General features: G+C 34.8%; 20 protein-coding genes. 12 read left to right on the forward strand and 8 right to left on the reverse strand.

Annotation, left to right across the window (positions count from 1 at the left end):
- Positions 1-7: 7 nt before the first annotated feature.
- The 9 genes from Q0X14_RS11315 to Q0X14_RS11355 all read left to right on the forward strand — a co-directional run bounded on the left by Q0X14_RS11315 (position 8) and on the right by Q0X14_RS11355 (position 14,957).
- Complete coding sequence (locus Q0X14_RS11315; protein WP_297838499.1) at positions 8-1,687, forward strand: SBBP repeat-containing protein; 1,680 nt, start codon at positions 8-10, stop codon at positions 1,685-1,687.
- A gap of 85 nt (positions 1,688-1,772) precedes the next feature.
- Positions 1,773-4,301, forward strand: coding sequence for a tail fiber domain-containing protein (locus Q0X14_RS11320; RefSeq protein WP_297838501.1), 2,529 nt, complete (start codon positions 1,773-1,775; stop codon positions 4,299-4,301).
- 278 nt (positions 4,302-4,579) lie between these two features.
- A complete protein-coding gene (locus Q0X14_RS11325) occupies positions 4,580-5,956 on the forward strand; it encodes a T9SS type A sorting domain-containing protein (protein ID WP_297838504.1) in 1,377 nt (458 codons plus the stop codon).
- A 122-nt stretch (positions 5,957-6,078) separates the two neighbouring features.
- The gene (locus Q0X14_RS11330; RefSeq protein WP_297838507.1) at positions 6,079-7,386 is read left to right on the forward strand and encodes a hypothetical protein; all 1,308 of its coding nucleotides are present in this window, start codon (positions 6,079-6,081) and stop codon (positions 7,384-7,386) included.
- 43 nt (positions 7,387-7,429) lie between these two features.
- Positions 7,430-9,292: an OmpA family protein gene (locus Q0X14_RS11335; RefSeq protein ID WP_297838509.1), complete on the forward strand. Its 1,863-nt coding sequence runs from the start codon at positions 7,430-7,432 to the stop codon at positions 9,290-9,292.
- 11 nt (positions 9,293-9,303) lie between these two features.
- Positions 9,304-9,966: a hypothetical protein gene (locus tag Q0X14_RS11340; protein WP_297838512.1), complete on the forward strand. Its 663-nt coding sequence runs from the start codon at positions 9,304-9,306 to the stop codon at positions 9,964-9,966.
- A gap of 190 nt (positions 9,967-10,156) precedes the next feature.
- Positions 10,157-12,091: a LamG-like jellyroll fold domain-containing protein gene (locus Q0X14_RS11345; RefSeq protein WP_297838515.1), complete on the forward strand. Its 1,935-nt coding sequence runs from the start codon at positions 10,157-10,159 to the stop codon at positions 12,089-12,091.
- A gap of 9 nt (positions 12,092-12,100) precedes the next feature.
- Complete coding sequence (locus tag Q0X14_RS11350; RefSeq protein WP_297838518.1) at positions 12,101-13,564, forward strand: T9SS type A sorting domain-containing protein; 1,464 nt, start codon at positions 12,101-12,103, stop codon at positions 13,562-13,564.
- Positions 13,565-13,787: 223 nt separating this feature from the next.
- A complete protein-coding gene (locus Q0X14_RS11355; RefSeq protein WP_297838521.1) occupies positions 13,788-14,957 on the forward strand; it encodes an acyloxyacyl hydrolase in 1,170 nt (389 codons plus the stop codon).
- A 38-nt stretch (positions 14,958-14,995) separates the two neighbouring features.
- Here Q0X14_RS11355 and Q0X14_RS11360 read toward each other — a convergent pair whose 3' ends face one another.
- Both Q0X14_RS11360 and Q0X14_RS11365 read right to left on the reverse strand, forming a co-directional pair.
- The gene (locus Q0X14_RS11360; protein ID WP_297838523.1) at positions 14,996-15,709 is read right to left on the reverse strand and encodes a response regulator transcription factor; all 714 of its coding nucleotides are present in this window, start codon (positions 15,707-15,709) and stop codon (positions 14,996-14,998) included.
- On the reverse strand, positions 15,702-16,676 hold the full coding sequence (locus Q0X14_RS11365; protein ID WP_297838526.1) for a HAMP domain-containing sensor histidine kinase: 975 nt from the start codon (positions 16,674-16,676) through the stop codon (positions 15,702-15,704). Before Q0X14_RS11365 ends, Q0X14_RS11360 begins: the two co-directional genes overlap by 8 nt.
- Positions 16,677-16,822: 146 nt before the next feature.
- On the opposite strand from Q0X14_RS11365, the gene Q0X14_RS11370 reads away from it, so the two are divergent.
- Positions 16,823-18,301, forward strand: a complete 1,479-nt coding sequence (locus tag Q0X14_RS11370) for a B12-binding domain-containing radical SAM protein (RefSeq protein ID WP_297838530.1) — start codon at positions 16,823-16,825, stop codon at positions 18,299-18,301.
- A gap of 68 nt (positions 18,302-18,369) precedes the next feature.
- Here Q0X14_RS11370 and Q0X14_RS11375 read toward each other — a convergent pair whose 3' ends face one another.
- Positions 18,370-20,568: a S9 family peptidase gene (locus Q0X14_RS11375; protein WP_297838532.1), complete on the reverse strand. Its 2,199-nt coding sequence runs from the start codon at positions 20,566-20,568 to the stop codon at positions 18,370-18,372.
- Between the two features lie 138 nt (positions 20,569-20,706).
- Between Q0X14_RS11375 and Q0X14_RS11380 the strand changes: the two genes are divergently transcribed.
- Together Q0X14_RS11380 and Q0X14_RS11385 are read left to right on the forward strand one after the other, a co-directional pair.
- Positions 20,707-21,228, forward strand: a complete 522-nt coding sequence (locus Q0X14_RS11380; RefSeq protein WP_297838535.1) for a ChbG/HpnK family deacetylase — start codon at positions 20,707-20,709, stop codon at positions 21,226-21,228.
- Positions 21,229-21,331: 103 nt separating this feature from the next.
- Positions 21,332-22,033 (forward strand): DUF6498-containing protein, encoded by a 702-nt coding sequence (locus Q0X14_RS11385; protein WP_297838538.1) that lies wholly within the window; start codon positions 21,332-21,334, stop codon positions 22,031-22,033.
- Positions 22,034-22,099: 66 nt separating this feature from the next.
- Here the strand turns inward: Q0X14_RS11385 and Q0X14_RS11390 are convergent, their stop codons facing one another.
- The 5 genes from Q0X14_RS11390 to Q0X14_RS11410 all read right to left on the reverse strand — a co-directional run bounded on the left by Q0X14_RS11390 (position 22,100) and on the right by Q0X14_RS11410 (position 25,460).
- The gene (locus Q0X14_RS11390) at positions 22,100-23,338 is read right to left on the reverse strand and encodes a hypothetical protein (protein ID WP_297838541.1); all 1,239 of its coding nucleotides are present in this window, start codon (positions 23,336-23,338) and stop codon (positions 22,100-22,102) included.
- Positions 23,335-23,784 carry a hypothetical protein gene (locus tag Q0X14_RS11395; protein ID WP_297838543.1) on the reverse strand — a complete coding sequence of 150 codons (450 nt, stop codon included), beginning with the start codon at positions 23,782-23,784 and terminating at the stop codon, positions 23,335-23,337. Before Q0X14_RS11395 ends, Q0X14_RS11390 begins: the two co-directional genes overlap by 4 nt.
- An 80-nt stretch (positions 23,785-23,864) precedes the next feature.
- Positions 23,865-24,059, reverse strand: a complete 195-nt coding sequence (locus Q0X14_RS11400) for an Arc family DNA-binding protein (protein WP_297838546.1) — start codon at positions 24,057-24,059, stop codon at positions 23,865-23,867.
- Positions 24,060-24,068: 9 nt separating this feature from the next.
- On the reverse strand, positions 24,069-24,581 hold the full coding sequence (locus Q0X14_RS11405; RefSeq protein WP_297838548.1) for a hypothetical protein: 513 nt from the start codon (positions 24,579-24,581) through the stop codon (positions 24,069-24,071).
- 3 nt (positions 24,582-24,584) lie between these two features.
- A complete protein-coding gene (locus tag Q0X14_RS11410; protein ID WP_297838551.1) occupies positions 24,585-25,460 on the reverse strand; it encodes an SPFH domain-containing protein in 876 nt (291 codons plus the stop codon).
- Between the last annotated feature and the right edge of the window lie 57 nt (positions 25,461-25,517).

Genomic DNA, 25,517 nt, shown 5'->3' on the forward strand with positions numbered 1-25,517 from the left:
GACTTTTATGCATTGGATTAATATGTTTATAGGATGTTTTTTCCTCATATCAGTTAATGTTTTCTGTCAATCGGTACAAACTGATTGGGTAAAAACATACAATGGTCCCGGAAACTATGAGGATATAATAAATGCTATGCTGGTGGACAATTCGGGAAATGTATTTATAACCGGGCAGAGCATAGGTATTGGGTCTGAATACGATTACTCGACAATTAAATATAGTCCCGACGGAGAATTGCTGTGGATAAATCGTTACAATTTTCCCGGGAATTGGATTGGTTATGATATCCCAACAGCAATAGCAATGGACAGCGCAGGATTTATTTATGTTACAGGATATTGCTGGGAACTTAGCTCAAGCAGGTATGTTGCTATTACTATTAAATACAACACGGATGGTGATACTATCTGGACTCGTAAATTCGGTGGGGAAGGAAGTGATTTGGATTGGGTGCAACCTCCGCTGTTTGTTAATACCGACAGAAACAATAATTTGTACATAACGGGAACAGTAGATACAGATTTAAATTCGATTATAACTGCGAATGTAATCTTTACAGTAAAATATAATCCTGATGGCGATGCTTTATGGACAAGACTTTATCATAATCCACAAAGCTATCTTGATGTTGCTTCTGCAATGGCGATAGATAACGATGGTAATCCCTGCATTGCCGGAATATGCCAGAATCCAAATAATCCCACCTATAATCGAGACATACAGGTAATCAAATATAACACTGACGGAGATAGTCTTTGGGCAAAAACTTATTCCGGACCAGCTAACAGTCACGATCAACCAAATGCAATTGCGATTGATGGTGATGACAATATTTATGTTACAGGAAGTAGTCTTGATTCTTATGAAGATCTTGTTACAATAAAATATGATAAAGATGGAAATGAGAAATGGGTATCCGAATATAAAGGTTACGCAAACAGACAAGATGAAGGAAATGCTATAACTGTTGATGCATCTGGTTTTATTTATGTTACAGGCAGCAGTTATATAGTTGGAACATTTGAAGATATTCTTACAATAAAATATAATCCGTTTAACGGAGACACTATTTGGACAAAAAAATATTCAGGAAGCGGTAATTATTATGATGCGGGTAAAGCGATAGCATCAGATGATCAAAACAATATTTATGTAACAGGATTTGAATACGCCTCTGCTTCAGGGAACGATATTGTTACAATAAAATACGATCAGGATGGAAACAGAAAATGGATACAGAAATATGCTCAGCCCTGGGAGGAAGAAGCCAACTTAATATTGATGGGTAAGAATAAGGAAGTTTATGTAGCTGGTAAAACTTCAACGGATTCAACTTACTGGGATTACATTGTTATCAAATATCTTCAGGACCCCTCCGGAGTTGAACAGAATAATACACTTTCTCCGGAGGAGTATAGAGTTTATCAAAACTACCCCAACCCATTTAATCCATCTACAAAAATCAGATACAGTATTCCAAATGTAGGGTCGGGGCTTGCCCTGACCGTTTTAAAAATTTATGATGTACTTGGAAATGAAGTCGCAACACTTGTTGATGAATACAAACCAGCAGGAAGTTATGAGATTGAGTTTAACGGAAATAATCTGGCATCAGGAATATATTTCTGCCGAATGCAGGCAGGAAGTTATGTAAGCATTAAGAAGATGATGCTGTTGAAGTAAGATCGTAATGGTAACAATAAAACAGTTAAATAGTTTTTTCTAATCACTTATTGAAAGGTTAAAAAAATTAAAAGGAGAAAAGATTGTGAAACTCAAAATCTTTTCAATTATTTTTTGTGCTCTTTTATTTATCTGTGAAATATTTTCACAAGGCATACCCCAAACGATTAATTTTCAAGGTGTTCTCAAAGATGCTTCCGGTAATATAGTTTCCAACGGAGATTATAACCTGACATTTAAAATTTACAACGCTGAAACCGGCGGCACAGCACAATGGACAGAAACGAAACTCGTAAATGTTGTTGACGGAATTTTCTCAACTCAGCTGGGCAGTGCAACCCCAATCAATCTTCCTTTTGATGCAGCTTACTGGCTCGGAATAACAGTCAGTGGTGGCAGCGAACTAACGCCCAGAGTTGCTTTCTCATCAGTACCTTACAGCAGAATGAGTCTTACTGTTCCTGATAATAGTTTAACCGCATCTAAAATTCAGACCGGACAGTTAGTTAAAAGCATAAATGGTTTGAAGGATAGCATTAATCTTGTAGCAGGAAGTAATGTTACAATAACGCCAAGCGGAAATGATATAACAATATCAGCTGCAAATGGAGCAGGAGGAACTGTAACACAGGTTAACACAGGTTCCGGCTTAACAGGCGGACCTATAACAACAACGGGGACAATAAGTATTGCAAATGATGGAATAACAAATTCAATGCTTCAAAACAATTCTGTAACAAGCACAAAGATTGCAGATGGTTCTGTTACTGTAAATGATCTGTCAGATAGCTCAGTAACTTCCGCAAAGATAGTTGATGGAACAGTATCAACATCAGACCTGGCAAATAACTCGGTTACAACAGATAAAGTAGTTGATGGAACAATAACAGCAACGGACATTGCAAATACACAAGTAGTAAAATCAATCAACTCATTAAAAGATAATGTAAATCTTGTAGCAGGAAGTAATGTTACAATAACACCAAGTGGACAGAACTTAACAATATCTGCTTCTGGCGGCGGCGGTGGTACAGTCACACAGGTTAACACAGGCGCTGGATTAACAGGCGGACCAATAACAACAACTGGAACAATAAGTATTGCAAATGATGGAATAACAAATGCAATGCTTCAAAACAATTCTGTAACAAGCACAAAGATTGCAGATGGAACGATAGTAGAGGCAGATTTAGGAAACAACTCTGTAACTTCTGTAAAAATATTAGATGCTACAATTACATCTGCAGATATTACAGATAACGCAATTACATCTGCAAAGATTTTAAACGACGCTGTTACGACTACAAAAATTCTTAATGGTACTATTTTATTTGAAGATATTGGTACAAATGGAGCGACTGCAAATCAAGTAATTAAACGCAATGCCTCAAACACTGCCTGGATAACAGCCCCGGACGAGACCGGTGCGGACTACTCCTGGAATCTCACTGGTAATGCAGGTACAACTCCAGGAACTAATTTCATTGGTACTACGGATGCAAAAGCATTTGATATACGCACAAATAATATCTTAAGAACCCGCATTACCACCAAAGGACAAATAGAAACTTACAACACCGGCCTTTCTGTTTTTGTTGGACAAGGTGCTGGGGCGAATGATGACTTAAGCAGTAATGAAAATGTTTTCGTCGGTTTTAATTCCGGTTCTTTAAACACCACGGGAGGTTATAATACCGCCGCTGGATACCAATCGCTTTATTCCAACACCACAGGATATGATAACACCGCCATTGGATATATGTCACTTTATTCCAACATCACAGGAGTTGATAATACCGCTAACGGATTTAAGGCACTTTATTCCAACACTACAGGATACTATAATACCGCCAACGGATTTACCGCACTTTATTACAACACCACAGGATATGATAATACCGCCAACGGATTTCGAGCGCTTTATTACAATACAACAGGTGGCTACAATACCGCCAGTGGTTCGTATTCTCTTAATGACATCACCACGCAAGACCATAATACCGCAATAGGTTTTAGTGCTGGTGATGATTATACTTTTAGCGAAGGTACTTTTGTTGGTAGTAATGCCTACCCAAATGCAAGTGGCTATACTAACTGTATGGGGCTTGGATATCAAGCAAGACCTACGGGAAGCAATAGAGTGCATATCGGAAACTCATCAATAACCTGGATAGGCGGACAGGTAAACTGGAGCACATACTCCGATGGTCGTTATAAAAAGAATGTAAGAGAAGATGTTAGGGGACTTGATTTTATTATGAAACTGCGACCAGTTACTTATAATGTTGCTGTTAATGAAATTTCTGCATTTCTTAAAGAAGATCAGAAAAGAGACAAAGATGGCAATATTACTTTTGAGCCAGATGAAATAGACCGCAAATCAAGAGAAGAAAAAGAAGCCATCCGATACACTGGTTTTATTGCTCAGGAAGTAGAACAGGCAGCAACAGAGCTTGGTTTTGAATTCAGTGGAGTAGAAAAACCAAAAGATGAAAACAATTTATACAGCTTGCGTTATGCAGAGTTTGTAGTGCCGCTTGTAAAAGCAATTCAGGAACAACAGAAAATAATTGAAGATTTAACCAGGAGAATAGAGGCATTGGAAAGAAAATAAGTATCAATTAAATATTAAAGACAAGGGTATCCCGTCTAAATTTTTTAACTAAGAGACGGTTTGATAAAAGATCAACAACTTTTTCGAAAGAAAATTAAGATAACACGAAGTGAAGTTAAATTTAATTCTTCCGGTTTAGCATCAGGAATATATTTCTGCCGAATGCAGGCAGGAAATTATTTAAGCATAAAAAAGATGATGCTGTTGAAGTAAAAAAATAAATCTTTTTTAATTGTAGTACTAATGGAAAGGAAGACAAATAAAAAGGAGATAGAGATATGAAAAGGATCAATACTCTTTTGATAATCTTAACATCTTTTATTTTTTCTAATCAGATTAGCTTTTCGCAATCAATAACTTGGATTGACTCAAGCGCTTTTCCATTTTCACAAGCTTATGATGTAAGTGATGATGGAAATACTGTCGTTGGAGAATATAGCGTTAGCCAACCATACTCTCATCCTCAGGCGTTTAGATGGAAAAGAAATCAAGGGTTTATTGATTTGGGAACGCTTGCCGGCTTAAACACCCACGCTTATGGAGTTTCCGGAGATGGAACAATCATAGTTGGAAATGCCCAGGATAATATAATCAATGTTATTGGCAGGGCATTTTTCTGGACAGATACAACCGGAATTGTTGATATCGGAACGCTAGGCGGAGACTGTGCGATTGCTCATGACATTTCCGGTGATGGAAAAATTATTGTTGGCGAATCAGAAGATGGGTATTATGGAATACTCATGGCTTTCAGAAGATTACAAAATGGCGTGATGGATAATCTTGGCTCGTTTTGCAACGGGTGTATCAGCAGGGCTAATGCAGTATCTTATGATGGAAGTGTAATTGTAGGTTATGCTGAATATGGCACATATCATAATGCATTCAGATGGACACCAAATTTGGGATTGCAGGATCTTGGCAGACTAGGTGGATATCAAAGTGAAGCGAATGGGGTTTCTGAAGACGGATCAATAGTTGTCGGAAGAACTGATGTCAATCATCCAAATGGAACCAGAGGTCATGCTTTTAAATGGACTATAACAAATGGGATGGTTGATATTCATAATGATAACGTTGGCTCTGCTTTTAGTACAGCTTACTCTGTATCTGCTGATGGTAAAAAGATTGTCGGAACAATTGATTTGGGAGGAAATCTTCATAGAGCCTTTCTATGGACAGAAGAAGATGGAATGAAAAAATTAGAACAGGTGTTTAGTAATATAATCACTTATGGCTCAGAACTTAGAACTGCAAATAAAATTACTCCCGATGGGCGATTTATTATTGGCAGTGGATATAATAGTGCAACAGGAAAATCGTCTGCTTACATCATTGATACCCAATCAGCAGTTAATATAGAAGATGAAAATGGCAGTATATTCTCACCAGCAGAATTCAAACTATTTCAAAACTACCCAAACCCATTTAATCCAAGCACAAAGATCAGTTGGCAGTCGCCAGTAGGCAGTTGGCAAACAATAAAAGTGTTTGATGTGTTGGGAAATGAAGTTGCAACATTGGTGAATGAATACAAACCAGCAGGAAGATACGAAGTTGAGTTTAACGCAGCATCACTACCAAGCGGAGTTTATTTCTATCAACTTATAGCAGGAGATTTTATTCAGACTAAAAAAATGATTTTAATAAGATAATTTTTTAAAGCCCTCTCCTTATGCAAAGCATTCTATGGAGGAGAGGGTTTTGGTGATGTTTGAGTTTAAACAAAGAAGATGAGTTTGAAAAAATAAATTTAAGAACATTTAAAGGGGATTCTATGAAAACAAAAATTATGGGCAGACTAGTTTATTTACTAATTCTACTGCTGGCAACCTTGCTACTTTTCTCTTGCAAAGACGAGAGCAACCCGGTTGATAACATTCAAACATTTGCATCGTCAACCAAAACTATTTTACCCAACAGTGATGGAATAATAGAACTAACTAATAATAACGGTGATCAGATTAAACTGATAATACCCGCTTATGCCCTTCAGGACACAACGGCAATTACTTTAGAAGTAATGAACAGTGTACTTACAAATCCATTCTCACAAAATATTCTTACAACTATCAGGATTCTTCCCGATGGATTAAAATTGGATTCTGCAGCAACTATTAAAGTTACTTTTAATAAAGACATTTCAGACACATCCAAAGCGATTCTCTACTATAGAAAAGAAAACAATCTCGCTCATCCTCTTAAAAGCAAATGGCTAAACAACAGAACTGTTGAAGCTTTTATTTTTCATTTTAGTGATTATGGTGGAGCGATACCCACAAGTAATGAAATAATTTCTCAAGCTCAGAATGCCAGTCAGGAACAAAACAGCAATGTTTGGGATTGGCAATCTTTTTATGATTTGATAACTGCACTATTAAAGTACGAGTCTATGCTTGAATTAATTGGCGAAACAGATTTGTCAGAACAGCTTCATAATACAATAGTTCAAAAAGTTACGGAACGGGTAAATCTGTTTATGAATCAGCCAATTCCTGATGAACCTTGTGGTTATTATTTAAAGACTTTATTAAAGTATCACGAAATGGCAATCTTAATCGGTGCTGATGAACACATTGTAGAACAAATGAGTGAAAAATTAAATGAAGTTCTAAATCGTTGCTATGTGAGGGGCGAATTGGAATTCTCTTATGATTATTGTGTCTCAGCAGAAGGAGCTGAAATATGCAGAACCATTACTGGATTTATTCCTTTCAATGTTAATACTACTATAGAGCCCCACGGTCAGATAAACGGCAGCGGCAACCTTGATTGGACAGGGACAATGACCGGATTACCTTCTAATTGTATTTATAATGAAGTGGGAACTGTAAATGTTACCCTTGGCGGTGAAATGGTGCTTGACGATCAGGCAGTTCTATGGATGGAATTTGAAATATATGAACATGCATCCGGAACTGTTACGGCTGGTTGTGATGGCATCAATCATACACTTCCATTTAATCCGCCGGATGTTACACATAATATCAGAATATTGGCTCAGGATGGTGCGGAACTAATTATGCCAATTCCGGGAACCACGGGACACTTCAAGTGGATTTTGCATTTGATATTTATGCCTTGAGAATGATTTTTTAATTAAAGGAAAAAATAAATGAGATGATAAGATGAAAAAATATTTTTTATATCTGATCATTATCATTGTTAATGCAAATTTGTCGTCGCAAAATAAAGACATAAAACCTTTCATCGGCGATTGGGTTGGCTCCGGCTGGGGTTGGGAAGTAAGATTTAAACAAACAGCCGGTGAGTTTGCCAGGCAATTCACAAAAGGCAAGTTCAATCTCCCGTTTGAAAATGAAAAGATAATCATGTCTCTGATGGTCACGCATGTTTCTCATTACTACTTTACTATTCATCCGGATGGAAGTATAACCGGCAAAGGAATAATAACCTATGATCTCATTCCGAATCTTTGTGGACTGGCTGCGCTTACTCAGCAGGTTAATGAAAGAATAAATCTAATGAACCTTATCCCAAGCATTTTCAAATGGGCTGCAGAACTTGGTAAAAATGCTGTGCAGAATTTTAATTCAGAATGGTATGAAGAACAAAACAAATTTGCGATGGATATGAAGGTATTTCAGAATCTGACAAAAAGATTTTCTAAGATTGATCCCAAAAGCACAGAAGGAAAAGAAATAAAATCAGATTTTCTTAATTGGTTAAAGAACAACACTATTAACGAAGATATAAGAAAAATGGCTTCGGCATTAGTTACAAATCGTTGCGGTGCTGGTACTCATACTATAGGAGCAGGATTAAATTGTGCTTCATTACTTTTCCGTTCATTTGAAGAAGTTGAGTTAAAATCGTGGAAAGAAATTGCACTTGATGAACTAATGAATCAGATAATGGGTGAACTGTCAGAAAAATATAATGAAGCTATGAAATACATTTCACAAAAATCTGAAATGGGAGAAGAGCTTTGTCGTTGCGGTGCAGGAATATCAGTTAATGCAGGAGCTAAAGTTGGTCCAACAACATTGGAAGAATTGGTATTAGCACTTGGCCCTGATGTTGCGACAACTTTGATGTTCGATGTTGCACTTGGTTCGCCCCCAACAGGATTGGTATTATCAATTCCCGGAATTACTCAGGTTCAATATTATTATAAAGGACTTGTTAACGGACCTGAAAACAGAACCTTTGATATAAGCGGTAAACTTTCCGGCAATTCATTATATCTTGAGATGGACGGAGATGTTAAGGGTGGAGATAAAGATCTTACAATAGAGTATATGGTAAACTATAAAAAAGAAAGAGCAAAGTTTCCCTGCTGGACTCCATTTCTTAATGAACCGGCTGATGTTTATCCTTCAGGTGAAGAGACACTTTATGAATATGTAACCATTCAAAAAAAATTTCCGATTAAGAATGAAGAAACCGGAAAGATTACGGAAATAACTGTACCAGAAAAACAAACCAAGCAGAAAAAAGTTTTACACGATTTACCATTTGCCACATTTCACAAAACAGGCACACACAGAAATAATAAATCAATGTGGCATGAATATGAATATACCTGGCGTGCATATAAACTTACTACTCCATTATCTGAAGATGAAATCAAATCTGAAAAGGAAAAGCAAGAGGAAAGGAAGAAAAAAGAAGAGCGGATAAAAAATAAAATTGATGAGTTGATAAATTCAGATAAGACAACTTTTAATAATCCTTTCACACCCGGACAATCAACAATTGAACCCGGTTCTGAATCGGAGATAGATGATATTACCGAAGTAATAAAAAACTTTCCCAAAGACAAATTTTCAATAGCAGTTTGTTGTGATACATCTGCCGATAAAAGACTTTCTCAAAAGAGAACTACTAACATTATCAATTTGCTTATCAAAATGGGAATTAAAAAATCACAAATACAACCAGCAGAATGTGGTTTATCAGACAAAGAGCAAAGTCACTTTCAATCTGACAATAATGATTGTGTTATCTTATCAAGAAACAAAAAATAGAAGGAGGAAATATGTTATCATCAAAAATCAAATCAGGTTTTGTATTGTTATTCTTAACATTAATTGTTTTTAATCCTGTTGTTAATGCACAAAAAACTTCTCTTAAACCTTATGGCATAAAGTCAGGTATAATTGAATACAAATATTCCGGAGTTCGTTCAGGAAAAAGTATTTTATATTTTGATGATTACGGATTAAAGAGTGCAATGAAAAATGAAATATCTACACAATACTCAAAAGATAACAATTGGGTAATATCATTAAAGGATGAACAATACACATATGATCCGGCAAAGCCGAACGAAGGAACCAAAATGAAAAATCCTTTACTCGAAGGTTTTTTCGAAATGCAGCAAACTGATTTCGATAAGTTTGTTGAAGAATTTTATTCAAAAATGGGTTACAAAAAAGTCGGAACAGAAAAATATCTTGGTAAGGATTGTATTGCATATAAGGGCGAATTGGGTAAAATATTAATATGGAATGGAATTCTTTTATATACAGAATCAGATTTCAGCGGAGTGAAGAGTAAGCAGGAAGCTACTTCCATAAAGGTTAATATTCCCGTTGATAAAAAATATTTTGAGATACCTAAAAACATAAAATTTAAAGAAGTTCCCGATCTTGATGAGATAGACAAATTAATTGAGCAGGAAGATGATTCTGAAAAATAATTTTAAAATTTTTTTCTGAACATTGCTATAGTACTTGTGAATAATTAAGTTTCGAGTGTAGTTTTACATTCAGGGGAATATATGCAGTCAGAACCTTTTAACGCACTCCTCAAGGCATGGACTTATTATACTCTCCTCGAAATTAGACATCACAAAACCCTCCCAAACTTTAATTTCAATCAGGTGAATTATGAAGACATTAATTATCACTTTGTTTCTTTCTTTAATTTCTTTTTCAATTTCTGCTCAAACAAATCTTGATTCAGGGCTTGTTGCTTACTTTCCATTTAACGGAAATGCAAATGATGAAAGTGGCAACAACAATAATGGAACTGTTAATGGTGCCACCTTAACTCAGGATAGATTTGGTATACCTGGAAAAGCATATTACTTTATTGGGACCGGTGATTTTATATCAATCCCTGATAATCCAAATTTATTTTCTGACGAGCTAACAATTTCCGGGTGGTATAAATTAACTGAAATTCCAGGCCCAGCAGCTGTTGTAATTGGCTGGGTAGACGGCGGACATAGATATCAGCAGTTTTTTAGCGGAGGACAATTATCATACTTGAATGGATACAATGTTGCACAGCCCGGAATATACTTTAACCCAATTTATGGGCTAAATGATTTAAATGTTTGGAAGAATGTTGTTGTTACATATAAAAAACTTAGCGAAACAACCTCAACCACTTCAATTTATGTTGACGGTGAATTAAAACAGACAGATAATCATAATTTGGCAATGGATTATGCTCCTGGTCCTGATTTTTTCATCGGGAAAAATCATAACGGAAATTTCTTTAAAGGTTATCTTGATGATTTCAGAATTTATAACCGCGTTTTAAATGATAACGAGATTTTAGCTTTATATAACGATTCAACTACTTATTTTCCTGACAGCTTAATTGCATATTTCCCGTTCAATGGTAATGCAAATGATGAAAGTGTTTTTCATAATAATGGCAGCGCTGTCAATGCTTTATTAACAACCGACAGATATGCTAATCAGGATGCTGCTTACTACTTTAACGGTTCGGATAGCAGAATACAGGTCCCACAAAATTCTCTTTATGATTTTGGATTTGGAGATTTTACAATGAGTGCCTGGGTAAATGTATCTGTGGTGGGTACTTCAAGAATTGTTTCTGCAGGTTATGATGAAAATGATAATATCTGGGGACTTGGTTTCGGTTCTCATCCTGTTTGGGGTAATGGCATCAGAATTAATTATTTTCTTTACAGTGATAATGCCTTCAGAGATTTTAGTTCTGAGGAAATTATAAATTACTCACCAGGTGAATGGGCTTTTGTTACAATTTCAAAATCTGCTGACCAGATAAAATTTTATCATAATGGTATGCAAGCAGGAGTTCAAACTATCAATTACCCATCTAACTCAAACAGTTTAATGAGTATCGGATGCAGACAATATTCATCGGGAAATTTCCAGGAATTCTTTAATGGAAAGATTGATGAAGTAAAAATATTTAATAAATCATTTTCTGATCAGGTAATCCTGCAGATGTATAAATCAACCACATCTGCACCAAATCTTCAATCTCCTGCAAACAACTCAATTGTAAATACATTAACACCGCTATTGGTTTGGGATAGTTTGGTTACAGCAACAAATTATTCGGTTCAGGTAGCAACTGACTCCTTATTTAATACAATCATTTTGTTACAGTTTTCAAATGCTGCTTCATATTTAGTTGAAAGCGGTGCGCTTAATCCAAATGTTGATTACTACTGGAGAGTGCGGACAAATAATGATGGTGGAGTAAGTCCATGGTCAGATGTTTACCATTTCACAGTTAATTTAACTGGTGTTGAAGATGAGACTCAACGCCCAAAAGAATTTGCATTAAATCAGAATTACCCGAACCCATTTAATCCAGACACTAAAATCAGTTGGCAATCGCCTGTAAGCGGATGGCAAACAATAAAAATATATGATTTAATGGGCAGAGAAATAGAAACTATTGTAAACGATTATTATGAAGCCGGTTTTCATTCTACATTATACAGTGCGAACCCTAATCTGCCCAGCGGAGTTTATTATTATCAATTAAAAGCAGGAGCTTTTGTTGAGACAAAGAAAATGTTATTTTTAAAATAAAAAGCTATTATGCTAATTATACTTTTTATAATTGTATTTGTTTTAGAACCTATAGCTCAACCCTCAAATCAAGGCCCATTTCAAGCCGGGTGGACTAGTGTTTCATTAAACAGAGATGGTAGAAATTTTAATGCACTCATTTATTATCCGTCATTTATCGAAGGAAGTGAAGCACAAATTGATACGCTTAATGGTCCTTATCAACCAATTGCTTTTGGACATGGTTTCTTTATGCAAAACAGCTATTATATTTCTATATATAAACATCTTGCCAGCTATGGTTTTATTGTAATTGCACCTCAGTTTCCGGATAATAATCATCTTCAACTTGGTTATGATTTAATTCATTGTATAAAATTTATCCAATCCCAAAACACAAATCAGTCTTCAAGATTTTTTAGCCTGGTGGATACAACTAAATCGGGTTTATCGGGACACTCAATGGGTGGAGGGGCAAGTCTTTTAGCTGCAGCATATGACTCTACAATAACTGTAGTTGCACCTTTAGCTGCTGCAGAGACTAATCCTTCAGCAATTAATGCTATGAATCAGATAAAAGGAGTTGTATATCTTATTGCAGCTCAGAATGATGGTATTACTCCGGTAAATTCAAATCAGCTTCCAATGTATAACAACTCGAATCCGGTCAAAGCATTGGTCAATATTAAAGGAGCTAATCATACTAAGTTTATGGATACAAGATTGTGGGATTGGACTGATCCTAATGGCTATTTAACTGCATCACAGCAGCTTTTAATAACAAGGAAATATTTGGCCGGTATCTTCAATTTATTTCTGAAAGAAGATTCCTCGTACTTTAAATATTCATTAGGAAACTTAGCAAAAAATGATAGTTCCATAATTTTTCAGTCAGTATTAAAACCTTTGGTACCAAAAAGCTTTAACCTGATTTCGCCCAAAGATACTTTGTATCAAAATGATGTTTCATTTTTATGGAACTCAACTTATTCATTAAATCTGTTTGATGAAATAAGATATGACTTAACTGTAGCAGGAGATGATCAATTTAATAATATTGTTTTACAGGTTGAGCAATTAAGCGATACAACATATACAACTCAATTTCAGAATGGGATGTATTATTGGAAAGTAAAAGCATATAGCTCTGATACAACAAGTGTTTTTAGTGATGAGTTAAATTTTTTTATTGATTCACCTATCAATGTTCAACTTAAAGAAAATCAACCGACAGAGTTAAGTTTAAACCAAAACTATCCAAATCCATTCAACCCAAGTACCTGGATCAGTTGGCAATCGCCAGTTAGCAGTTGGCAAACAATTAAAGTTTATGATGTTTTAGGTAATGAAGTTGCAACTCTTGTTGATGAATACAAACCTGCAGGTAGTTATGAGGTAGAGTTCGATGCATCAATAATATCATCAGGAGTTTATTTTTATCAACTGACTGCTGGTGAGTTTAAACAAACAAAAAAGATGGTATTGCTACGATGAAAATTTTAAAGGCCATCTCCTTTGGAGAGGGTTTAGGAGGGACCTTTACTTATGAAACAAAGGGGATGATCTTCTTAAGATAATATTTGATAACTTCCCCTATTCAGAATATCCGCAACTTTTAATTACACTTCTTAAGTTGCGGTTTTTTATTTTTACGGGTGTGCTTTCAGGATATTAAGACTTTTTGATTCCGGAATTATTCAATTATCTGGAGTTAGAAATGTACAAAACAATATTGTCCTGCTTTTTAATATCTCTGGCTCTTATATCAAACATTTACTCGCAGGCATCTGACTCATCTTCAAATAATTCATCAGAAAATATTGAATGCTGCAGCAGTAGCGATGTTATTGGATTAACTTACATAACAGGCTATATGATTCCACACGCAAAAGAAGTGATGAATGTCCGGGGCACAAACCCTCGTGGAATTGAATTTGCTTATTACTCACATCTAAATAATGATGAGGTTTGGCTTGATTGTGAATGCTATCCGCGCATTGGTGGTTTCCTGTCATTTTATGATTTTGATATTACTGATGTTCTTGGTTATGGCTTTTCCGGCGGAATTAATTTTACTTACTTCTTCGGTCTTCCTTCCGATTACAATTTTCACCTGAAGGGTAAAGCAGGATTTGCTTACCTAACTAAACCCTTTGACAAGCAAACGCATCCGCAGAATATGTCTTACTCAACTCACTTCAATTACATTTTGTCGGCGGGAGCTGGAATTACAATTAAGCTTCTTGATCAACTTGAATTACAAATAGAAGGTAGTATGAATCATCAATCGAATGCTGCGTTGCTTGAACCAAATGGTGGAATAAATTATTGGGCTGCAAGTTCCTCTTTAAATTATTTGCTTAAACCGGTTCAATTTAAACCACGAAGCGTTCTTAATGATCCTTATCTTAATCAACCGAAAAAGAAAAGATGGGATGTTTCTTTCTCGTGGGGAATTTCTTCGATGCCTTATCCCGAGCCGGGACAAGTTCCAATGTATGGTATTACAATTAACAGAAGCATTCAGGTATACAGGATAATGGCTTTACTCTTTGGTGCAGAACTAGAAAGAAACGGAAGAGCAGTTGAATTGTTCAGAAGATACAGACCGGATGAATATGTAAATCCATATCGATTTTCTTTACTTGGTGGTGTTGAGTTTTTAATGGGAAGGACTTTATTCTCCGTTCAGTTTGGTGGTTATTTGTTTATCCCGTTCAGACATTTTGTTGCAGATGGTTTTCCGGCAAGAACTTTTGAAGACAGAACTTATCAAAGATGGGGTTTAGTTTATAATCTTTTTGAAAATATTTATGTCGGTTTAAACTTTAAATCTTACAGAAACTCTGCAGATCACCTGAGTTTACGATTTACTTATTCTTTCTGAAAAATATTTCTTTTCATTACATCAACTGATTGCTTCTTTTACTCAGATTCAAATATATAACCTGAACTTCTAACACTTTTTATATAAACAGGATTTGAAGGGTCATCCTCAAAGTATTTTCTTAATCGTGATATGAAAATATCAACAGTTCTGGTTTCTACTTCCGGATTCATATTCCAGACATTTTCCAGTAACTCTTTTCGGCTGATTATTCTTCCTTTATTTTCAATCAGATATTTCAAAAGTATTGCTTCGAAGTGAGTAAGACTAAATTCTGTTTTACCCTTTCTGCATTTCAGGTTGTCAAAATTGATTTCACATTTACCGAGTTTATATACAGGGTTCAACTTTATTGATTTAACATACCAGTTTTTTCTTTTCAACATTCCTTTAATTCTGAGTAATAATTCCTTCAGATGAAACGGTTTTGTGATGTAATCATCAGCACCAATCTCAAGTCCTTTAACTTTGTCATCAACAGTTGTTTTAGCTGTTAGCATCAAAATCGGAATCTGAGGATCTTTCTGCCTTACTTTAGCGGCAACTTCAAAACCATTTTGATATGGAAGCATAATATCAAGTACAATTAAATCATATTCGCCTTTATTAAATTTTTCTATTGCCTGTTTGCCATCCTTCGCCCAATCAACAATATAACCTTCTTCGGTCAGATTATATTCAAGTCCTGTTGCAAGACTTTCTTCATCTTCAACCAAAAGAATTCTGGCATTTAAAATATTTTCATCACTCATTTTTCCCTCTTCCTTCGTGTGGTTTCTTTACAATCGGAAGTTCGATAATGAAAGTTGTACCTTTTCCTTTGCCTTCACTTTTAACGGAAATTTTTCCTTTGTGATTCTTTATAATTTCTTTTACCCAATAAAGACCAAGTCCTGTTCCTTTTACATTGGGTATGTCTGCATCATAAATTCTGTAGAACTTCTGAAAAACATTTTTTTGTTCCTGAGGGGGAATTCCTATTCCGTTATCTGTGAAATGAATTTCAACTTTATTTAAAGATGTTTTTACTGAAACATTAATTTTTAATTCACCTGTTGTGTATTTGATAGAGTTATCAATAAGATTGTCAATAACCATTTTGAAGGCATTAACATCAATTGAAATATTTGCCTTACTATCACAATTAAAGTCGATAGTGTTATCTTCTAATCGGAATTGTTCGGCAGCTTCTTTCAGTAAACGGCTAATTATTTCACAGCAATCATAAAGTTCAAAGTTAGCTTTGTTCTTTCTGCTTTCGAGTGCAGAGATTTCAAGAATTGTGCTGATAAGTTTCTGCAATCTTGCTGTGTCTCTTATCATCTGTTCAAGAAATTCTTTTTGTTTTTCGGGCGGAACATTTCTTGTGTTCAATGTTTCGAGATAAAGTTGCAGTGACGATAGTGGTGATTTTAGTTCGTGAGTAATGTTGGCTATAAAATTATCATACAATCGTGTCAATCTGATTTGAACATTTAAATGCCTGAATATTAAAACCATACTGAATGAAAGTCCTACAAGTAAAACAATTCCACCGACAAACGGAAAAACATTTGGTGTATCAATTACAATTTGAGGTGAAACTTTTTCGCCGACTTTTTCAAAAATCAGATAGTTAGATACATACCAGTAAATCCACAATCCAAGCAGTGCAAGCCAGACTATTTGTGCAAGTATAAAGATAGCGAGATTATAAGCGAGCGAATATCTCTTTCGCATTTGAATATAATTAAAATTTTATTACACGAAATATCAATTAACTTTAATTCAAGTTCAATTAAATATAAAATCTATTTACTGTTTTTTTACACTACTGCATCACTTTTATGTGCAGATTTGAGTAACAAATTTGAAAGAAAAGTAAAATGAAAATTTTATTTGTTTATCCCGAAACCCCTTCAACTTACTGGAGTTTTAAAGATGCATTAAAATTCATTTCGAAGAAAGCAGCTGAACCACCACTCGGACTAATTACAGTTGCTGCAATGCTTCCAAAAGAATGGCAGAAAAAATTAATAGATTTGAATGTAAGCAAACTCAAAGACGAAGACCTTCTCTGGGCTGATTATGTTTTTATCGGAGCAATGAATGTACATCTGAATTCATTCAGAGAGATTGTAAGACGTTGCAATAAGCTTGGAATTAAAGTGGTTGCCGGAGGCCCGTTTGCAACCACCCAGTACAATGATTTACTCGGAGTTGATCACTTCGTTCTGAATGAAGCAGAAATAACACTGCCAATGTTTTTAGAAGATTTGCAGAATGGAACTCCAAAACAAGTTTATCGCTCAGATGAATTTCCGGATGTAAGTTTAACTCCGGTCCCTTTGTTTGAGTTACTTGATATGAAAAAATATGCATCAATGAGTGTACAATATTCACGTGGCTGTCCTTATGATTGTGAGTTTTGCAGCATTACAATGCTTAACGGAAGAAAGCCGAGAACTAAATCCTCAGAACAGTTTATCAGAGAATTAAACCGTTTGTGCGAACTTGGATACAAAGGTGCAATCTCAGTTGTTGATGATAATTTTATCGGTAATAAGAGAAAACTTAAAGATGAGTTTTTGCCCGCACTAATCAATTGGTCTAAAGAACATAATTACATTTTCAATTTCATTACAGAAGTTTCTGTTAATCTGGCTGATGATGATGAACTTATGAATATGATGATAGAAGCGGGCTTTAATAGTGTTTTTGTCGGAATAGAAACTCCGAATAGTGAAAGTCTTGCTGAATGTGGAAAGGCACAAAACCTTAGACGTAATCTTGTTGATTCAGTAAAGAAATTACAACGCGCTGGATTTATTGTCTCAGGTGGATTTATAGTTGGTTTTGACAATGACACCGAAAAAGTTTTTGAAGAACAAATACAATTCATTCAACAAAGCGGAATTACAAATGCAATGGTTGGTTTGCTAAATGCACCAACCGGAACAAAGCTTTATAAGCGAATGAAAGCCGAAGGAAGATTACTTGATATGTTTTCCGGAAATAACATGGATGCCTCAATCAATTTTATTCCGAAAATGAATTACAAAACTCTTATTCGTGGTTACAGTAATCTGCTTCATACGATTTATTCTCAGAAGGAATACTTTAAAAGAGTCAGCGAATTTCTAAGAGAATACAAAGTACCTAAATGGCAATCAAGCAAAATTTCAATTCGTGAAATAAAAGCTTTCCTCAGATTAATCTGGATACTTGGAATTGTTGAGAGAGGTAAAAAATATTTCTGGAAGCTTCTGTTTATAACGGTATTCAAATATCCTAAAAAATTTACTACTGCTATGACACTTGCTGTTTATGGTTATCATTTCAGAAGAGTGATCAGAACCGTATAAGAAAATAGGAACACGGATTTAACAGCTCCAACTGATTTAAACAGATTAAATCCGTGTTCCCATAGTATTTATTCATTCACAAAATCTTTCCCGAGAAAATGTTTAAACCAGAATTGAACATATTCTCTTCTTGCATGTGTCCATTTAGGAAAACCAATTCCGTGTCTTTCATTAGGATAAAGCATTAACTCAAAATCTTTATTCAGAGTTGTGAATTTGTCAACGAGCTGAATTGTGTTTTGCATGTGAACATTATCATCGAGTGTTCCGTGTGTGATCAAAAGGTATCCTTTATATTTATCAGCGTGAGTTAAAGCCGAACCAAATTTATAACCTTCCGGATTTTCTTCCGGTTTATCCATATATCTTTCTGTGTAAACATTGTCGTATAAATGCCAATCAGTAACAGAAAAGTCAGCAATACCGTGAGTGAAATAATCTGCTCCATAAGTTAATGCCATACAGGTAACATATCCTCCGTAGCTTCCGCCTGTGATTCCGATTTTTGTTGAATCAACAAAAGGAAGAGTTCGCAGATACTTAACTGCTTCGATATAATCATTCATTTCCCATTTACCCAAATTGCGGTGCATCATTGCCAAACCTTTCTTACCAAAATGCTCGCTTCCCCGATGATCAACAACAAAATAAATTATTCCATTTTGTGAGATAAAAAATCTGTCAAGGAAAGATGAGAATGCATTCTTAACATCCTTAACACCAGGACCACCATAAACTGAAAACAGAACGGGATATTTTTTAGTCGGATCAAAATCCGGTGGAAGCACCCACATTGCCGGAAGTTCAATTCCATCTGAAGTTTTAATCTTGAACAATTCTGCCTTCCCGAACTGATATTCATCCATTAAGGCACTTTTTCTTTCGCCAAGAACTCGTATTGATTCACCTTTTGAATTAAATAATTCCATTTTGCCCGGATCATTTAATGAACTATAAGTATCGATAAAGAATGAACCTTGCTTTGAAAGTTTAGCATCGTGTGTGCCTGAAGTTTTAGTCAGCCTGGTTAATCCTTTTCCATCAAGGTTTACAACAAAAAGATGATTATCAAGCGAATTGTCCTTATTTCCTTCGAAGTAAACTTTTTTATTTTTTTCATCAACAAGATTTATTTCTGTTACAGTCCAATCCCCTTTGGTAAGTTGAGATTTCAGATTTCCTTTCATATCGTAATAATAAAGATGTCTGTATCCATCTTTATCGGAGCGAAGTATAAATCCGCTGCCATCATTAAAAATGTGTATATCTTCAAAGAATTCAACAAAGCTCGACTGTTTTTCTTCATAAACCAATCTGTTTTTTCCTGTTGTGGGATTTGCAGCAAGAATCTGAAGATGATCTTGTCCGCGATTCAAAACCTGATAGAAAAGTTCTTTGCTGTCTGGTGTCCAGAAAGGCCATGCAGTATATTGATCCGCAGTTTCATCTTCTTCAACCCAAATAATTTTATTGTCTGAAAGATGTGCGATTCCCATTTTCACATTTGGATTTGGATCACCTGATTTGGGATAGTGTTCCCACTCAAGTTCGCCGTGAACACCATCAGCTTTATACAAAGGAAATTTTGGAACAGGTGAATCATCTGTTCTGAGGAAAGCAATCATTTCACTGTTTGGCGACCACCAGAAAGCTCTGTAATTTGATGAGCGACCAAGTATTTCTTCATAGTAAACCCACGATGCCCAACCATTATAAACAGTTTCGGAGGCATCAAATGTAATTCGCGTTTCTTTCCCACTTTCAATATCAACATAGTAGAGATCCCGGTTTTTTGTGTACGCTAATTTTTTCCCGTCAGGAGATAATGTTGGATTTGCTTTTTCCTGATTATCAGTTGTAAGCCGTTTCAGTTCTTTGGTGGTTAATGAGAAGAAATAAAAATCATTATCTTTCTTTAAGATGAATCCTTTATAATCATCTGTCTTCAGAATGTTATCATCTAAAGTTAATTCGTATTCAAGCAAAACATCATCATAATCAGAGTACTTAATAAGCACTTCTTCTTTGCCGGTTGATGCGTTAACTTTTACTATTGCAGTACTTCCATCAATTCTTTTTTGTTGAAGATAATTTTCATCATCAAACCAAACGATGTTGCGCGGCAATTGATTAATCAATCTTGGTTCGCCGAACATATAAACCTGATTAAAAGTAAGCTGCTTTTTCTGAGCAACAGAATGATTTGCAAAAGAGGCGAAAAGAATTATTATCAAATAAGCTATAGCGGGTTTAATTCTTTCAATCATAATGTCTCCTGTTTAAGAAATTAACTTTTGAAATTTTGTTCTGAAATATTAATCGCAATCAGTTTTAATTCAACTAAAATATTTTAATCAATGCGAAATATTTTATTTTTAGTTTTGGGTATATAATTCGGAGTTATCATGAAAAAACTTCGCATATTAATTTTTGTTTTATCGGCATTTATTCTTTTGAATGCTCAAAATAAACAAGAAGAAAAGATTCTGCTGATAAGGTGTGATGATATTGGAATGTCTCACTCGGTAAACTTAGCTGCAAAAGAATTAATTGATGCGAGATTAAAATTTTCTACGTCAGTTATGGTTCCCTGTGCGTGGTTTGATGAAGCAGTTTCAATATTGAAAGAAGCAAAAAATGTGAGCATCGGTGTTCATCTTACATTAAATTCAGAATGGAAAAATTATCGTTGGGGTCCGGTTGCTGGAGTTTCAAGAGTTCCATCATTAGTTGATTCACTTGGTTACTTCTTCCCTTCAAGAGCAAAATTTTTTGAAAATAATCCTTCTGTTGAAGAGGTTGAAATTGAACTCCGTGCTCAGATTGAAAAAGCTCTTAAAGCAGGATTAAATATTTCTTACCTCGATTATCATATGGGCACTGCAGTTGACTTATTCTTGAAAAGAATTTTCAGTTATCAGGAATAATCGCTCCCGAAATAATTGGCGAAGATGAAAAGAATTACGGATTCATTTTAGATTATCTCAAAAAGAAAAACATTTATCTTGAAAAAACAGAAAGTCAAAAAAATTGAAATCATTAAAAACGAAAAGAAAAATTTCTTTCAGTGAATTATGGAACAATGTTGATTTTAGTAAACCATCTGCCTGGGGAGTAATTGGTTCAAACTTAGCGGTTATATTTTTTGCAATAGTTGATAAACTCACTGCTACTGAAGTTATGTGGATTTATTGGATTCAAAGCGTGATTATAGGAATATTTAATTTTTTCAGAATAATGATGTTAAAAAATTTTACTACAAAGGGATTGTCCGCAAACGGCAAAGAAGTCCTTCCAACCAAAGCAACAAAAATCTCTACAGCAATATTCTTTTTATTTCATTACGGATTTTTTCACCTGGTTTATGCTGCATTTCTTTTTTCTTTTCCAACCATTCTGGGCGAAGAGAAAAAGTTTGAAGGAGGATTTTATCTCCTGTTTACAGGAGTTGTCTTTCTTATAAATTATGGAATTGAATTTTACAAAGAACAAACTACATTAACTGATGAAATTCCCAATCTCGGAACAGTGATGTTTCTGCCATATTTCAGAATTATTCCAATGCACTTAGCAATTATTTTGGGTGGATTTATTGCTGCATCGGGTTCATTTTTTAATACCGATACTTCTTTCCTCGTAATTTTACTTCTGATGGGAATTAAAACAATCATTGATTTGATGACTCATTCAATAAATGTTTTTACGGGATTGCCAACGACCCAAAATCCATAGCGGAATTTTAAGTAAAAATAAAAAAGGCGACCCGAAAGTCGCCTTAAATTAATTTTTAGTTATCAGTTAATTTGTGTTCTGGACTCCCTTTGTTCCATTCTTTTTTCTCAGCAGGAAGAAAGCGACAATCAGCACAATTAAAACTCCTGCTCCAACATAAATAAGTGTTAAGTCCTTTGGTGAAATTAATTCCTTCCATTCAGCTATCTTCTTTTCAATGATTTCCTTTTGCTGAGTAGTCAGCATATTGTTTTCAAGTAGATACGGCATCCATTCATTGGAAATAGTTTTGTACCAAACGCTGTCAACAAATACGCTGTACACTCGTTGTGATTCTTCTTTGCTTTTTACACCGTAGCTCTTTATTTCATCGTTGATAAATGCCGTAATAATTTCTGTGAACTCATTTCCATTGTAGAAGCTTTGAAGATTAATATTATTCAGAGCAAAATCTTCACGAATTGATTCCCAGGCTTCTCTCTGAATTCCTGTTTTCCAGCTTGTGAACAAAGCGTCAATATCTTTTAATTCCTGAGTTTTATCTTTCCTGCTGGCATAAACATCAACCAGCTTGGGTCCAACTTTCTGCCACATAGAAACAAAGTTTGATTGCTGTTCTTTAACATCCTTTAAGTCTTCCGGCTTTAAAGTAGTTACTTCAAGAAATCTTGTATTATCACGCAAAGATTTTTTGACTATATAAAGCACATTTTTCTTTTCGGTTTCGGCAATAATCTGTTCTTTTTCTTTTTGAGTTAAAGCAGAAACATCTCCGGAAAGTTTTGGCGATAAACTATCAATTATTGCATAAACAAGTTCATCTCGTTTCTTCAAAGAGGTTCTTAATTCGCTTACAAGTTTTTCCAATCTTGCAATTGTTTCAGCATCCTTTTTCCGTTGCACTTCAAGCAGTTGAATTTGATTTAATAATTCGGCATTCTTTTTATTAAGCTCATCAACTTCTGAACGAAGTGTTATTACTTCCGTTTGTAATGTTTCTATTTGTGTGAAATCTGTTTTTCTTAATACCAGTGAGTTACCGAGCTTGTCGAATGATTTTTCAAAATTATCCGGATAAAGACTTTTATCAAGCAATTCTTTGTAGGTTGAAAATTCATTTTTGAATCTTTCAATCTCGCCTGTAAGAGAATTTAATTCTTCAAGAGTAACAGCATTTTTGATCTGTTGCTCGAATTGCTGATAACGATTTTTGAAATTCTGAACAATTTCATAATCGGATTGTGCAAAAAGATTAGAAGCAATCAGCGCAACGATTACATTAATAATGAAAATATATTTCTTCATTTGGCACCTCCATAAATTCCTTCGCTGGTTAAGTAAACTTTGAAGTCGCCATCAACCAATTCTATGTAAGGATTTCTTTGATTAAAGAAAGGATTGTTCAACCCGTTTTCATTAATCAATACTTTTTCCTTTAATTCAAGGCTTGCCTCTGCAGGTTGAAAAATATAAACATTCCTGAACCCCTTTGATGTAATAAAATAATATCCATCCTGATTTCTTATCATTCTCAAATCTTTTCCCTTATAAGCCATTGAATCCTGCATCTCTTCCATAAAAAGAGCTTTTGTATTGAAACTAAATGAATAACGATCTTCTTTTACAAAACCGTCTTTATCTATTTTCTGAACTGATTCAATTGGCCAACTGAATTCAGCCGGACTAAGTTTTAATGAAGAACATGCTGTTGAAACAATCACCGTTAATATTAAAGCAACAAAGATTCTCATTTTTCCTCCTGATAATATTTCTCGCAGCAAACTTAAACAATTTCTTTAATTAATTGCTTGATAAAATTTGGACTTGTTAATTAAGGGTTGGGATTGGTCGGATTGTCTTTGTTTTCTTCATCTCTTTGAGGCATTCTACCGGATTTTTTTAATGCATCGGTCAGAAGAAACTCAATTTGAGCGTTTATACTTCTCAATTCATCAGCCGCCCATTTTTCAAGGGCGGCATAGATTTTCTCATCAATTCTCAGCAAAAATTTTTTCTTTTCAGCCATAATTAAATTCTAATATGTAATTCCAGAGTTCCTTCTTTTTAACTGTGCAAAATAAAATGCCAGCATAATTATCCACGGAAAGTCATCAATAATTTCAGAGCGGTTTTCAATTATTACATTACTTTTCTCTTTTAATGAGATTTTATTATGAAGCGTTACCAACAAGTCTTTTTCATTATAAAAGATTTTTGCCTGATTAGTTAGTAATCCAAAATTCATTATCACCTTTTTGCCTCTTGGTAAATCAAGTATTCCTCTAGTAGCAAAAAAATTTGAATCCATTTTTGCAATCGGTAACTCAAATCCTTGTTTCCTTATTTCTATCTCATTACTGAAAATATGTGGTCTCCTGAAAGTTAGTTTTTCATCGCCAATTATACACTCAACCATCTCGCTAAGAAGTTTTGGATATTTCATTTCACCCAGCACCTCATTATCTGAACGAAGTTCATAAAATCTTTTCCAGATTGATGGTTGCTCTATGATTAGACTTTTACCAAGATAATCTGATAATTTTTTCATGTCTTATTGATAAAGAGTTCCGGTATTTACAATTGGTTGAACTTCTGTTTCTGAGACCAGAGCAACCATTAAATTATTTACCATTGTTGCTTTCTTGTCTTCATCAAGTTTAACAATGTTTTGGTCACTGAGAGCTTTCAATGCCATTTCAACCATTCCAACAGCACCTTCAACAATTTTAGTTCTTGCTGCAATGATTGCCTGAGCTTGCTGTCTTCTCAACATTGCCTGAGCAATTTCAGGTGCATATGCGAGATGAGAAATTCGTGCCTCAATTATTTCAACTCCAGCAACTTCAAGTCTAAGCTGAAGCATGTTTTTAAGACTTTCTGCAATTTCCTGCGGAGTTCCTCGTAAGCTTGGCATATCTTCCTGATCAACATCATATGGATATTCAGAAGCAAGCTGCCTGATTGCAGTTTCACTTTGAACATCAACAAATTGTTCGTAGTTCTCAACATCAAAAACAGCTTTGGCTGTATCAATCACACGCCAGACAACAACAGCTCCGATTTCAATCGGATTCCCATGAAGATCATTCACCTTTATTTTCTGGCTGTTAAAGTTCCGGATTCTTAATGAAACTTTTTTTCTTACTGTAAATGGATTTACCCACCAAAATCCGGATTCCCGAACGGTGCCTGTGTACTTACCGAATAAAATTAAAACTCTTGAGTCGTTCGGTTGAACTACAATAAATCCACTTGCTATGAGAATAATTACAATGAGCATTGGAATGAAAATCCAAAGAATTGGTGCATTATTTGTCCGGATACCCGAAACTAAAAGATAAATTTCCAGGGCTATTAAGCCGAGAAGCACTAAAAGCATTAAAAAGCCATTTAGTTTATTTGCTTTTTTTTCTGCTATTTTTTCCATTTTTACACTCCTTTTGAAAATTGCTATCGTAATGATATCATAATAATATCAAAAAGT

It is taken from the genome of Ignavibacterium sp., assembly GCF_025998815.1.
Lineage (GTDB): Bacteria > Bacteroidota > Ignavibacteria > Ignavibacteriales > Ignavibacteriaceae > Ignavibacterium.